Annotated in this window: 13 protein-coding genes, 1 tRNA gene and 1 pseudogene; 7 read left to right on the plus strand and 8 right to left on the minus strand. The window is 32.2% G+C overall.

The genetic code is table 11. The features are described from left to right. Positions 1-18: 18 nt before the first annotated feature. A tRNA-Thr gene (locus DSQ20_RS08730) sits at positions 19-92 on the minus strand. Positions 93-145: 53 nt separating this feature from the next. On the opposite strand from DSQ20_RS08730, the gene DSQ20_RS08735 reads away from it, so the two are divergent. Next, entirely contained in the window at positions 146-1444 is a 1299-nt protein-coding gene (locus DSQ20_RS08735) for a phosphomannomutase (protein WP_179365330.1), read from the plus strand. Next, entirely contained in the window at positions 1428-2381 is a 954-nt protein-coding gene (gene thiL / locus DSQ20_RS08740) for a thiamine-phosphate kinase (protein ID WP_179365331.1), read from the plus strand. The genes DSQ20_RS08735 and thiL overlap by 17 nt, the downstream gene beginning before the upstream one ends. A gap of 1 nt (position 2382) precedes the next feature. On the opposite strand, the gene DSQ20_RS08745 is transcribed toward thiL, so the two are convergent. Then, positions 2383-2700 (minus strand): hypothetical protein, encoded by a 318-nt coding sequence (locus DSQ20_RS08745; protein ID WP_179365332.1) that lies wholly within the window; start codon positions 2698-2700, stop codon positions 2383-2385. A 168-nt stretch (positions 2701-2868) separates the two neighbouring features. Between DSQ20_RS08745 and DSQ20_RS08750 the strand changes: the two genes are divergently transcribed. Next, on the plus strand, positions 2869-3291 hold the full coding sequence (locus tag DSQ20_RS08750; RefSeq protein ID WP_179366372.1) for a 30S ribosomal protein S11: 423 nt from the start codon (positions 2869-2871) through the stop codon (positions 3289-3291). Here DSQ20_RS08750 and DSQ20_RS08755 read toward each other — a convergent pair. From DSQ20_RS08755 to DSQ20_RS08765, 3 genes are read right to left on the minus strand one after another with little or no spacing between them, the layout of a single operon-like run. Continuing rightward, the gene (locus DSQ20_RS08755) at positions 3288-3599 is read right to left on the minus strand and encodes a hypothetical protein (protein WP_179365333.1); all 312 of its coding nucleotides are present in this window, start codon (positions 3597-3599) and stop codon (positions 3288-3290) included. The genes DSQ20_RS08750 and DSQ20_RS08755 overlap by 4 nt on opposite strands. 2 nt (positions 3600-3601) lie before the next feature. Beyond that, on the minus strand, positions 3602-4015 hold the full coding sequence (locus tag DSQ20_RS08760; RefSeq protein WP_179365334.1) for a DNA-binding protein: 414 nt from the start codon (positions 4013-4015) through the stop codon (positions 3602-3604). After that, the gene (locus tag DSQ20_RS08765) at positions 4012-5460 is read right to left on the minus strand and encodes an RtcB family protein (protein WP_179365335.1); all 1449 of its coding nucleotides are present in this window, start codon (positions 5458-5460) and stop codon (positions 4012-4014) included. Before DSQ20_RS08765 ends, DSQ20_RS08760 begins: the two co-directional genes overlap by 4 nt. Positions 5461-5537: 77 nt before the next feature. On the opposite strand from DSQ20_RS08765, the gene purB reads away from it, so the two are divergent. Then, entirely contained in the window at positions 5538-6899 is a 1362-nt protein-coding gene (purB, locus tag DSQ20_RS08770) for an adenylosuccinate lyase (protein WP_179365336.1), read from the plus strand. On the opposite strand, the gene DSQ20_RS08775 is transcribed toward purB, so the two are convergent. Beyond that, complete coding sequence (locus tag DSQ20_RS08775) at positions 6892-7647, minus strand: asparagine synthase C-terminal domain-containing protein (RefSeq protein ID WP_179365337.1); 756 nt, start codon at positions 7645-7647, stop codon at positions 6892-6894. The two genes, purB and DSQ20_RS08775, sit on opposite strands and share 8 nt — an antisense overlap. Before the next feature lie 73 nt (positions 7648-7720). Here DSQ20_RS08775 and DSQ20_RS08780 point away from each other — a divergent pair. The 3 genes and pseudogenes from DSQ20_RS08780 (at position 7721) to DSQ20_RS08790 (ending at position 11212) form a co-directional block, all read left to right on the plus strand. Beyond that, a pseudogene (locus DSQ20_RS08780) lies at positions 7721-7998 on the plus strand (4a-hydroxytetrahydrobiopterin dehydratase). A 69-nt stretch (positions 7999-8067) separates the two neighbouring features. Continuing rightward, positions 8068-8883: a 6-carboxytetrahydropterin synthase gene (locus tag DSQ20_RS08785; protein ID WP_179365338.1), complete on the plus strand. Its 816-nt coding sequence runs from the start codon at positions 8068-8070 to the stop codon at positions 8881-8883. A gap of 7 nt (positions 8884-8890) precedes the next feature. Next, complete coding sequence (locus DSQ20_RS08790) at positions 8891-11212, plus strand: valine--tRNA ligase (RefSeq protein WP_179365339.1); 2322 nt, start codon at positions 8891-8893, stop codon at positions 11210-11212. Positions 11213-11219: 7 nt separating this feature from the next. Here DSQ20_RS08790 and DSQ20_RS08795 read toward each other — a convergent pair whose 3' ends face one another. Together DSQ20_RS08795 and DSQ20_RS08800 are read right to left on the minus strand one after the other, a co-directional pair. Further along, the gene (locus tag DSQ20_RS08795) at positions 11220-11915 is read right to left on the minus strand and encodes a hypothetical protein (RefSeq protein ID WP_255458228.1); all 696 of its coding nucleotides are present in this window, start codon (positions 11913-11915) and stop codon (positions 11220-11222) included. After that, the gene (locus DSQ20_RS08800) at positions 11915-13129 is read right to left on the minus strand and encodes a hypothetical protein (RefSeq protein WP_179365341.1); all 1215 of its coding nucleotides are present in this window, start codon (positions 13127-13129) and stop codon (positions 11915-11917) included. The genes DSQ20_RS08795 and DSQ20_RS08800 overlap by 1 nt, the downstream gene beginning before the upstream one ends. Between the last annotated feature and the right edge of the window lie 46 nt (positions 13130-13175).

Below are 13175 nucleotides of genomic sequence, written 5' to 3' on the forward strand. Positions count from 1 at the left end.
TTTAAACACAAAAAGTCAAGCCTCGGGTGGGCTCCGACCCCACGACCTAACGCTTACGAGGCGTTCGCTCTACCAGGCTGAGCTACCAAGGCACTTTTGGGTGATGCCATCAGAGTTAATAAAAAGCCTTTCCGACTTTGATCAAATGAAAAAAACAATTTCTGGAATTAGAGGTATTTTTGGCGATGATTTTAATCTAAAAGACACATTGTATTTTTGCAGTAATTTTTCTTCGTTGATTAAATCTAAAAAATGTGTAATAGGCAAAGATACAAGACCATCAGGAATGATGATCAAAGAAACGGCATCAGCTGCATTAATGAAAAATGGAATTAATGTTTACAATTTAGAAACAGTACCAACTCCAGTAGTTTTTCGAGAATCAAGAAAGTACGGGGCAGGAATAGTAATTACATCTTCACATAATCCACTAGAGTGGAACGGAATAAAATTTATCATTAATGGAAGGGGGATCAATGAAAAAGAACTACCAAAGATTATCGAAAATCAAGAAGTTTTAATGTCAAAAATAGGTATTGAGGAGCAAATTACATCATCATATTTACAAGATGCAAAAGAATTGATTGGGCAAATACAGAATCAACCTGAAATAGTCATCGATATTGGTGGAGGTGCTGCAAAAGAATTTGCTCCAAATTTACTAAGACAGTTAGGATGCAAAGTCAAAGTAATAAACGAAGATCTGGATAATTGTTCAAGAGGTCCTGATCCAACTGCAGATAACTTGTCAGATCTTGTAGCTGCAACTTCTGAAAAAGGAATTGGGTTTGCTTTTGATTTAGATGGAGATCGTCTAGTTGTTGTAAGAAAAGGAGAAAAACAAACTCCCGATGTGACTTTAGGTTTGGGAGTAGCAAAAGCATTAGAATTAGGATATAAGAAATTTGTATTTAGCATAGATACAAGTGTTTCAGTTGAAAAATTTATCAAAGAAAAAGGAGGTAGTGTGCAGAGATCAAAAGTTGGAGAATCAAACGTAATAGAATTGATGTTAAAAACAAATGCACAAGCTGGAGGAGAAGGAAGTAGTGGTGGTTTTATCTTACCAGAATTTAATTTTTGCAGAGAGGGAATTCTAACAAGTGGTCTTATTTCTTCAATGATTGGAAATTCAAAATTTGACGAGATATTAGATTTTATGGAGAGCTATAAACAGTTAAGAGAGAAAATCAAAGTGGATTCAGTATTTCATGATAGAGTTATTGATGAAGTATCCAGAAAACTTACAAAAGAATACTCAGAAGTTATCACTCAAGATGGAATTAAAGGAATTATTGATGAAGATAGTTGGGTTTTGATTAGAAAATCAAATACGGAGGATATCATAAGAGTCTCAGCTGAATCAAACAACTTAGATAAATGTAAGAAAATTGTAAAAAATACATTAGAATTAGTGAAACAATGTTATGACAGCATTAGATGAGTCTGCAATAATAAAAAATTTGCATAAAAAAGTAGGAAATAAAAAATTTGTATCAGAAGATGTGGAGATTTTCAAAGTAGGTAAAACAAAAATCATAGTAAAAATCGACACGTTTGTTGAGAGTACAGATATGCCTTCAAAAATGAAAATTTCTGACGCTGCTAGAAAAAGCATTGTAGCATGTGTTAGTGATTTTGCTGCTAAAGGAGTAAGACCTCAATATGGGATAATTTCGTTGAATTTACCAAAAATGATTTCACGCTCAAAAATTAATGAAATATCAAATGGGTTTAGCCATGCTTCCAAAGAATTCAAGTTCAAAATTTTAGGAGGCGATACTAATGAAGGAAAGGAAATTGTATTCACTGTATCCCTATTTGGAACTACAGATAAGATAGTAAAAAGAAGAGGAGCTAAAATAGGAGACATCATATTTGTAACTGGTCCTTTTGGTTATACTGCATCAGGTCTAGAGATTTTACTTAGAAAAAAGAAAGGTAAGAAAACTTTTGTCAAAAAGGCAATTAGTTCAGTTTTTAGGCCAACCCCAAGATTAGATTTTGGTGTAAGTAATAAAAAATATTTTACATCTACGATGGATTCCAGTGATGGATTATCTACTACATTAAATGAAATGGCTAGTCAAAGCAATTGTAAATTTATCATAAACAATATTCCAGATAGATATGAAATATCAGAATTTGCAAAATCAAATAAAATAGAACCTAACAAACTAGTATTTCATGGGGGAGAAGAGTACGAGTTTGTATTTACTGCTTCAAAAAAATATAAGGCAATAATTGAAAAAAATGCTACATCATTAAAGACACCAATTATTGAAATTGGGTATGTAACTAAAGGTAAAGGAGTATTTGTTCAGAAAAGGGGAAAATTCAGTTCCCTGAAAGATTTTGGATGGCATCACTTTAGAAAATAGATCATTCACCAGAGTAAAAATCATGTTCTACTTTTTGAATTATATTAAATACAGATTCGGCAGACAATCTGGAAACACAATCTTTGATCCACATTTCATCAAGATACATCAATCTATTCATATCAGCGGAAGGAAGCTGATCAGGTTGAAGATCTGGGTACATTACATGTATTCGAAATCCTTCTTTGGCAATACCTTCACATTTTTTTTCTAATGAGGTCATAGAATCGTTATTTGGTGTTAAAAATTCGAATATTAATGAGCCAGAAATTGCAGATATTATTACAATACCAATTAGTAGCCAAAGTATGGATACCATACAAGAACAAATTAAACATAGTATTTGAGCAATAATGAAAAAATCACGCGTATCCAAAAAACAGGTTCAAAAAATGAATGTTTTTTAAACCCTTTTAGATGTGATTAGACATTGTCAGAAATTGAAGCTGAGATTGAAGTAGAATCCCCAATTGAAGAAAAAGAGGAGATTCAAACTAAATCTAGACCAGAAACAAAGACGGATGGTCCTGAAAAATGGGGAATTGCCCATATTTACAGTAGCTATAACAATACAATTATTCACATGACAGATCTAACTGGTGGAGAAACTATCTCTATTAGCTCAGGCGGAGTTCATGTCAATGCTGACAGATACGAATCATCACCTTTTGCTGCAATGAAGGCTGCAAACGCAGTTGTCGAAGTTGCACATACAAAAGGATTCACAGGATTTCATATCAGAGTACGAGCTGTTGGAGGAGTAGGTTCCAGAGTTCCAGGCCCAGGTGCACAAGCTGCAATCAGAGCTTTGGCAAGAGGTGGATTTAAAATTGGAAGAATTGATGATGTAACACCAATTCCTCATGATACCACCAGAAAGAAGGGTGGAAAAAGAGGAAGAAGAGTCTAGTCCAATACTTTTATTCTAACGTTACAACCTTTAGATTGAAAATAATCAGTCATAAATTGAGTAAATTTTTCAGATTGATTTTTGAATCGGTATTTGCTTAACATGTCAGCAAATTTTTCTTCAATACCTTGTTGTAAGTTTTGTTTAAAAGTTAATTTAAAAAAAGTCCATCCAAATTGTGATGATGGTTCACTTAGAGTATACCCATTATAACCTCCAACCAAAGTTTCCATATGAGATAATGATTTTTTTATTAATAATAGATCATCAAGATAATTTTTTGTGCTAATTTCAAAAACAATACTCAAGACTAATCACTTTCATCAGATGATTTATTACTTAATTTATCAGATAAGGAAACAAATTTTCCGTCTTGTTCCACATTAATTTTGGTCTCCATTCTAATGTTAAGACCAATTGATCTAAATAGCGCTAATAATTTTCCACCATCAAGAATTTCAGTAATTTCACCTGATGTGATTAATTCAGCTAATTTTTCTACGACCATCGTAGTATCATTTGGAAATTGTGATTCTGCATTTTGTAATACTTCAAGACCTCTGAATCCTAGACGTCCAACAAGAACATCTCGAGGATTTTTTGTTGTTTTAGATTGTGAATTGGCAGGTGGTGTTTCTATTTTTTTTCTAGTAGAGATATTTTGTTGCATTTCTACAAGTCTTTTTGCCTTTAATCTTTCAAGTTCGGAATCGTCTTCGCTCAACCTTTAATCACACCTATAGGCACCAATTTTGCTACTTTAGTGGCTATTCCTAGATTATGAGATACATCTACTACAGCATCAACATCTTTGTATGCTTGAGGTGTCTCTTCCACAACTCCATCACGCGTTAATGCCTTGATAAATATGCCTTTATCGCTTAGAGATTTTCTGACATTATCTTCTGTGAAATCTCTTCTTGCCTTTGATCTAGACATAGTTCTTCCAGCACCGTGAGCTGTAGAACCAAAACTCAAATCCATTGAATTTGGTTTTCCAAGCAATATCCAGCTAGCAGTTCCCATTGAACCTGGAACTAAAACAGGTTGACCAAGATCTCTGTATTTTAATGGAACTTCTTCTCGATTTGCAGGAAATGCACGTGTAGCACCTTTTCTATGAACTACAAGTTTTCTTTCTTTGCCATCAACTTTATGTTTTTCAACTTTAGCAATATTATGAGCAACATCATAAACCAAATTCATCTCAAGATCAGATTCTGATTGATTAAAGACTCGTTCAAAAGATTTTCTTGTCCAATGAGTAATCATTTGTCTATTACTCCATGCAAAATTTAATGCAGCAAACATTGCTTTTCGGTATGATTCACCTTCTTCAGATGTATTTGGAACACATGCAAGTTCTCTGTCTGCTAAAGTAATATCGTATTTTTCCATAGATTGTTCTGAGATTCTCAAATAATCACTACATACTTGATGACCAAATCCACGAGAGCCACAGTGAATTAAAATTGTAATGGTTCCTTCTTTAATTCCCATTCTTTTTGCAGCTTCTTCATCATGAATTTCAGATACTTTTTGTACTTCAAGAAAATGATTTCCAGAACCCAAGCTTCCTAGTTGTGGTGCACCTCTTTTTCTTGCTTTATCTGAAACTTTATTTGGATCAGCATTTTTTATTTGCCCATTTTCTTCACAAACATCAGAATCATGTGTTGAACCATATCCATGATCAATTGCCCAATCTACACCACGTACCAATACTTCATCAAGTTGAGAGTGACTAAGTTTTACTGCTCCTTTAGAACCAACACCAGATGGAATTGAACTAAAAAGATCTGTGACGAGTTCTTTTAATTTTAAACGAACGTCGTTTTCAGTTAAATTTGAACGAAGTAATCTTACACCACAATTGATATCATACCCTACACCGCCTGGGCTAATCATTCCTTCTTCAGCATCCATAGCTGCTACACCTCCTACGGGAAATCCGTATCCCTCATGACCATCTGGTAAGACTACGCTATGACCCACTATCCCGGGGATAGTTGCAACGTTTTTTGCCTGCATGATAGTTCGATCAGTTAACATTTTCTGTAGTAATGCTTCATCAGCATAGATCTTAACTGGAACCTTCATTCCAAGATTTAAGTCAGCCTCAATTAGATATTGATTTTCTCCAATTTTTTTAGGAGTTATAGTAGACATAAGTAATGGTAAATTTTTGCCTCAAGCCAATTTAAATCATAAGTAGATTTATTTTCAATGTCATAAAAGAGTAAACATTGGCAATTTTACCGATAGATAGCGGACGTTATGGCACTAAAGAAATGATGGAGATTTTTAGTGAGCAAAAAAAAGTAAATTATCAATTAGAAATTGAAGGAGCAGCTGCAATATCACAGAGTGAAATTGGAATTATTCCAAAATCAGTTGGTAAAACAATTTACAATGCGGCATTGTCAGGAAAAATTTCAGTAAAAAGAATTAAAGAATTAGAAGCAAAAAGTGATCATGATACCGCGGCTTTAGTTGAGTCATTGAGTGAAAAATGTACAAAAGATGCAAGACCGTGGATTCATTATGGATTAACAAGTAATGATTTGGTAGACACAAGCAATTCTATGCAAATGAGAGATGCGCTAAAAATCATAGAACCAAAAGTTGCAAAAATGGCATCATTGTTAGCAAAAAGAGCAGTTCAACATGGTAAAATCCCAGCAGTTGGTAGAACACATGGTCAACATGCAAGCATAATATCATTTGGATTAAAATTTGCAAATTGGGCAGCAGAAATGGCAAAGCATGTTGAAAGAATTGAAGAGATTAAGAAACGAGTTTTAATTTGCAAAACATTAGGAGTGGTTGGAACAGGATCATTAATGGGTGCAAAATCACTTGAAGTGCAAAAACGAGTTGCAAAACGATTAAACCTATTTCCAGCAGAAGTAACTACACAAATAATTCCCAGAGAGAGATATGCAGAATATGTTTTTGAATTAGCACTTATTGGTGCAACTTTGGAAAAAATTGCAATTGAGATTAGAAATTTACAAAGAACAGAAATAGGCGAAGTTGCTGAACAATTCAAAAAAGGTCAAATGGGCAGTAGTGCAGTTCCAGTAAAGAGAAATCCGATAAAAAGTGAAAGAGTTTCATCATTATCAAAAATGCTACGCAGTCAAATAGCAATTACATTTGAAAATATCCCATTATGGCATGAACGAGATCTTTCAAATTCAGCAAATGAGAGATTTGTACTACCTACAACAGCCATTCTGATAGATGAAATGCTAGAAACCATGATCAAGATAGTTTCAAATCTAATTGTAAATGAGAAGAGAATTGTAGAAAATCTATACATCACAAAGGGGCAAATATTTGCAGAATTCGTTTTAGAGGCACTAATAAAAAAAGGTGTTCCAAGATTTGTTGCATACAGAGATGTGCAAAGAGTCGCATTTGAGGCAAATGATAAAGGAATGCAGTATATTGATGCAATAAAAAAAGATAAAGCTTTCACTGCAATTCTTACAGATAAAGAGATTGATTCTATTTTTTCACCAGAAAAACATCTTGGTGCATCACCTGCAATAATTAGCAATGTAAAGAAATCAGTTCAAAAAACTATTAGTAAATTTATTTAGTTTTTAGCAATGCTTTGTGAATTTTAGAACCATATTGTAATGCTTTTTTTCGTTTTGTACATGAAATTTCAGGTACTTTGATTTCCCTTGCTAATTTTCTAATAATGTGTTTCCTATACAAGTCTTCAGAGTCATGAATTTTTTCAGAAATTGGAATGGTTTTTGCATACTCTATAAAATTTGCAGATAGTAATGGCTGGAGAATTTGTACTTTAAATTCGGATGCAATCAAATTTACAGCCTTCATCATTTTTAGTTCATTATCTAATTTTGTATTCATTACTTCCATTATTTGTGATTCCCCACCAGAAAATGCTTCTCTATATGCGTTATACCCACAAAATAATTCATCGATTCCGTTTGCAGTAATTACTGTATCAATATTCAGACTACTTGCAAGTTTAGAAACATAATAAAATGCAATACAGTTTTCATTCCATGAAAGATTCTCAGTCTTTATAATTTGATGAATTTTTGTTGTAATATTTGCAAAAGTTTCAGGATTAATTTCTAAAATATGATGAGTATATTTTAGAAACGAATTAACTTCTTTTGCAAATAAAATATCATGAGAGTCAGCAAATCCAATTGTCAACAGAGTAATATCAAAATTCATCTCAAAGCAAATTTTTGAAATCAGTGTACTGTCAACACCACCAGAAAATGCAATTCCAATTTTCTTTGTACTAACAGTTTCAGAAATTGAATTTTTAATATTTTCAAGCAGTTTTTTATTCATTTCATTCATTATCGCTCATAAGTTTGAATGTATAGAAAGGTAATGAATCAATCTTTTAATTTAAGATTATTTCTAAAAAAATATGATACGATTATCAGAAAATGACATCATTGAAGAACTAAAAAATCTACCAGGATGGAGTGTGGTTAACAAAAAACTACACAAAGAGTTTCAGTTTGAGAGCTTCAATCAAGCTTTTGGTTTTATGACCAGAGCCGCTATGGAGATTGAAAAATGAATCATCATCCAGAATGGTTTAATGTCTACAATAGGATAACTATAGAATTAACAACTCATGACGCTGGAGGCATTACAAAAAATGATGTCAATCTAGCCAAAATTCTAAATTCATTACAATAGAGAAAATCAAAGAATTTCAGACAAAATCATTACAGAATTTATATTATATCCAAAATCAAATTATTTCACATGGCTACAAGTCCCACAATTCTAGATTCAGATTTTAGATATATAGATAAAAAAGGAAATTTGCTAAAAACGAGAACAGAATTAACAGTAGCTCAGATGCTCTCATTTTTAGATCAAGAATACCAATACAATCACAAAATTACATTAAAAAACGGTAAAGAAGTGACAGTTGATTTTAAAACAGAAAAAGGACTCATCGAAGTAATTGATAATGATGCAGATATTATAAAATACAAAAAAATCAAAGAAGATTTTCCAGAACAAAAAGTAATGGCAATAGGCCATGCAAAATATGTAGCACAAATCAAAGAACTTCAGGACATTGTGTTTTACGATAAGACACCACAAACAGGTTCAATATTTTTAGAAGATGCATCATTTTCATTTGATTATGCACATATTCTTCCGTTAGTAGAGAAATGTTCAATTTTACATGGACATACATCTTCTGTCATGGTAGAATTAGTTGGACAAATGAAAGATAACCTCCTTGTTGATTTTGGTATTGCAAAAAAAATAATCAAAGAGGTTGTTGCAGAATTTGATCATAAATTTTTCATTAACAGAAAATATCTAAAAAGAGAAGACGATTCACATTATCAAATACAATTTGATGGTCCAAAAGGAATGTTTGACATTCAAGTTCCAATAAATACTGCATATCTATTAGAAGGAGAAGCTACTGTAGAAAATCTTTCAAGTGAGATAATCAAACTCCTTGCTCCTAAATTACCTCATAATGTAGAAGCCGTTGGTGTTTACATTTATGAAGGATACAATAAAGGATCTCACATTATTTCAAATATTTCAAGATAATTAAGAAATGGAACCAAAAATTGCAGAAAAAGCTTGGAACCCAGAGTTAGAAAAGGAGATTCTCAAACAATGGATAAATGAGAAAATTTATGACTTCTCTCCAAAGGAAGATAATTTTACGATAGATACACCACCTCCTTATCCATCAGGTAGACCGTGGCACATCGGTGCAGCTGCACATTATTCTCAAATCGATATGATTGCACGCACTGCAAGAATGGCTGGAAAAAATGTGTATTTTCCAATAGGTATTGACAGAAACGGCCTTCCTGTGGAAATTTACACAGAAAAAAAGCACAATATCAGAATGCGTGAAACTGAACGAGGTGAATTTCTAAAACTATGCAGAGCTGCACTTGATGATTTAGAAGCTGAAATGATATTGATTATGAAAAACTTGGGAATCAGCGGTGATTTTTCTAATTACTATAGGACTGACTCTGAAGAATATAGAACACTAACACAGTCTACATTTATTGAACTTTGGAAGAAAGGTCAAGTCTATCTTGCAAACAGACCAAATAATTACGATTGGGTATCAGGTACAACAATTGCAGATGCCGAAATAATTTACGAAGATTTGCCAACTAAACTAGTCTACATGAAATTTAAAATTAAAGAGACAGACAAAGAAATAATCATAGCAAGTACAAGACCAGAATTACTATGTGCTTGTAAAACAGTAATTGTAAATCCAGAAGATGAAAGATATACAAATTTTATCGGTAAAAAAGTAATTGTACCAATTACTAATGCAGAGGTAGAACTAAGAACACATCATTCTGCACATCAAGATTTTGGTTCTGGTGCAGTAATGGTTTGTAGTTACGGAGATCAAAACGATGTTGCATTATTTAGAGAGTTAGAATTAGAAGAAATTGTTGCGATAGGATTAGATGGGAAGATGACAGAAGCTGCAGGTAGTTATTCAGGATTAAAACCAAAACAAGCACGAACAAAAATTATCGAAGATTTAGAAAGTAGTGGATTAGTTGAAAAAATTGAAGATATTAATCACAGAACTCCTGTATCTGAAAGAAGTAAAAACCCAATTGAAATTATCCCAATGGAAGAATATTATCTAAAACAAAAAGAATCAGTTGAAAAAATGAAAAAATTAGGACAAGAAATTACATTTTATCCATCAATGCATAAACAAATTCTCATGAATTGGCTAGAATCTATCAATATTGATTGGCCAATTTCAAGAAGAAGGTATTATGGTACTGAGATACCTATATGGTATTGCAAAAAATGTTCAGAACCACATGTTCCTGAGCCTGGAAAGTACTATAGACCATGGTTAGAAAAATGCCCCATTAGTCAATGCTCCAAGTGTGGAAATAGTGAGTTTGTAGGAGAAGAAAGAACTTTTGATACATGGATGGATTCCAGTGTCTCACCACTTTATGTTTGTAAATTTAATAGAGATCAAGATTTTTTCAATAAAGTTTATCCCGCATCACTTCGACCTCAAGCAAAAGATATTGTTAGAACTTGGTTGTACTATACACTTCTAAGATGTGAGCAGCTGACAGGAGAAAAACCATGGTCTGAAGCATGGATTATGGGATATGGTCTTGATGAAAAAGGTATGAAAATGAGCAAGAGTAAAGGAAATGCGATTGATCCTTTACCAGTAATTGAACAATTTGGAGCAGACACTTTTAGGTTTTGGAGTGCAAGTGAAATTAATCATGGATATGATTTTAGATGTAATGAACAAAAAATTGAATCTACAAAAAAATTTCTCAGTAAACTATGGAATGTATCAAGATTTTTGTCTAGTTTCCCAGTAATTAAATCTGGAATTCCAACAGAGTCAGACAAATGGATATTATCGGAATTAGATAGTCTAATCAAAGAATGTAAGAGGGGATACGATGAATATAACTTCTTTATTCCTGCAATTGCAATTAGAGAATTTACATGGAATATTTTTGCAGCGCATTACATTGAAATGGTCAAAGCGAGAGCGTATGGAATTGGATTTACAGACGAGGAAAGAGATGGGGCAATCTATACATTACATAAAACACTGTCAACAATTTTGAAATTATTAGCACCAATTACACCATTCATAACAGAATATCTTTGGAAGACATTGTATTCATCAGATAGCATACATAAGCAACTTCAAGTAAAGTCTGAATCAATACAAGAACAAAGTAAGATTACAAAAGAGATAACTGAATTTAATTCCAAAGTATGGAATGAGAAAAAGCTGAAAAATCTTTCATTAAAGGATTCAATTAAAATTATCATCCCAGAAAGTTTAGAGCCTTTTAGAAAGGACTTGAAATCAATGCATAATTTAGACGATAATTGAGCCTAAATTATACATGTATGATTCCATTTGTTATCAAATATTGAAGTCCAGAAACAAACTCAGCATCTTCGATTAATCCATCTGCCCACCATCCAGCATTATTTTTTATCCAGTTCGGGATAGGCTGCTGTGAAGATTGTTCTGACTGAGTTTGAGGAATCGTCATTATTTCTTCATTAATTAAATATTGAATACCTAAAACAAAATCAGCATCTTCGATTAATCCATCTGCCCACCATCCAGCATTATTTTTTATCCAGTTTGGAATTACAATTTCAGTATCGGAGACAAATGGGTTTAATGCATATGTACCAATAATTTCAACAATTGAATCTCCATTAAAAAATGGAATCATCAAAGTTCTTGATGTTGATGTGGATTTTGATTCAACATAGTCAGTTTCAAAACCATCTACTAAAACAAAAAACATATCATCGGTTGATTCAAATGTTGCATCTAAGATCTCTCGTGGAATTGTAATTTCAATAGTCCCATCATCTTGAGTATTCATAGTAATGATTAATTCAAAAAAATCAGGATCCAGAAAAATGGATTCTATATTTCCGTGTTCAATGTTATAAATTACATCAATTGATTCTATAGCAACAACTCCTGAATCTGCAAATGAGTTTGGAATTATTAATGGAATAAAAAAAACAACGAAGATTAAACTAAATAAAAATAAAGATTTAACACTATTCATCATTTATCGCCAAATGACATTCCTTCTTCTAATGAAGTAGTAATATTATTTCCAGAAACAGTATTTTCAGAAGTTAATTTAGTTAGAGTTGCATTACCATTAAGAATCCATAAATTAGAAATTTTGCTTTGTGGACCAATTATTGAAACTTGAGATTGATCAATATTGTTAATTGGGATATTAGCATTTACAAAAAGCTTCATTGTAGTATGTAGTTCTTCAAGCACGCCATCCTCTAAAAATGCCATAATTACAAGCGAATCTTTAGCGCCTGATTGTCCTGAAGATACAGTTCTAGCTTTTCCAAATCCGCAATTATAATTAATTTCATCAACAACAATATTACATTCATTTAATTCTAATTTAAGATCAGATTTACTTTTATCATATAATGTAAATGACATTTTGCCAGTCAGAGTAGACATTTGTGATTGGTTTGATACTTGAGATGCATCTACAGAATCAAAAGTCAGCTCAAATGTTTCAGTATAATCTTTGGTCGGAGTTTTTACTCCCATATATTGTCCATCATTTATCTTATCAAGAATATTTTTGATTCTAGAATCCAATTTATCAGATTTTTCTGCAAGTCTTTGTTGAATTTCTTCGGATTTTTTAATAATTTGTTCTTCAATCTGTTTAGATTTTAGAGAAATTTCATCACTAGATATGTTTTCTTTAATTTTATTTTGAGATTTCTCTTTGATTTCTTTTAATTTTTCTTCATATTGTTGGAATTTTTTTGATTGTTTTGCTTCAAGATTTTCCCTGTTTGTAACAAGTTCAGCTTTTTTCTGTTCTAATTCCTTTTGTCTTTCTTCAGCTTTTTCTTTCTGTTCAGCTTTTTTCTGTTCTAATTCCTTTTGTCTTTCTTCAGCTTTTTCTTTCTGTTCAGCTTTTTTCTGTTCTAATTCCTTTTGTCTTTCTTCAGCTTTTTCTTTCTGTTCAGCTTTTTTCTGTTCTAATTCCTTTTGTCTTTCTTCAGCTTTTTCTTTCTGTTCAGCTTTTTTCTGTTCTAATTCCTTTTGTCTTTCTTCAGCTTTTTCTTTCTGTTCAGCTTTTTTCTGTTCTAATTCCTTTTGTCTTTCTTCAGCTTTAGAGTCATCATCATTCAAAGATGGATTTTGTGCAAATGCATCACCATAAAATAACCCAAATATGCCCAATAGTAAGATAGAACAGAATGTATATGATAAAATAAAATTTGTTTTCATTTTAAAATTTTAAAAGTTATGGTTAAAAAGAATTGCGATGAAGTTA

Source organism: Nitrosarchaeum sp. AC2, assembly GCF_013407385.1.
Lineage (GTDB): Archaea > Thermoproteota > Nitrososphaeria > Nitrososphaerales > Nitrosopumilaceae > Nitrosarchaeum > Nitrosarchaeum koreense.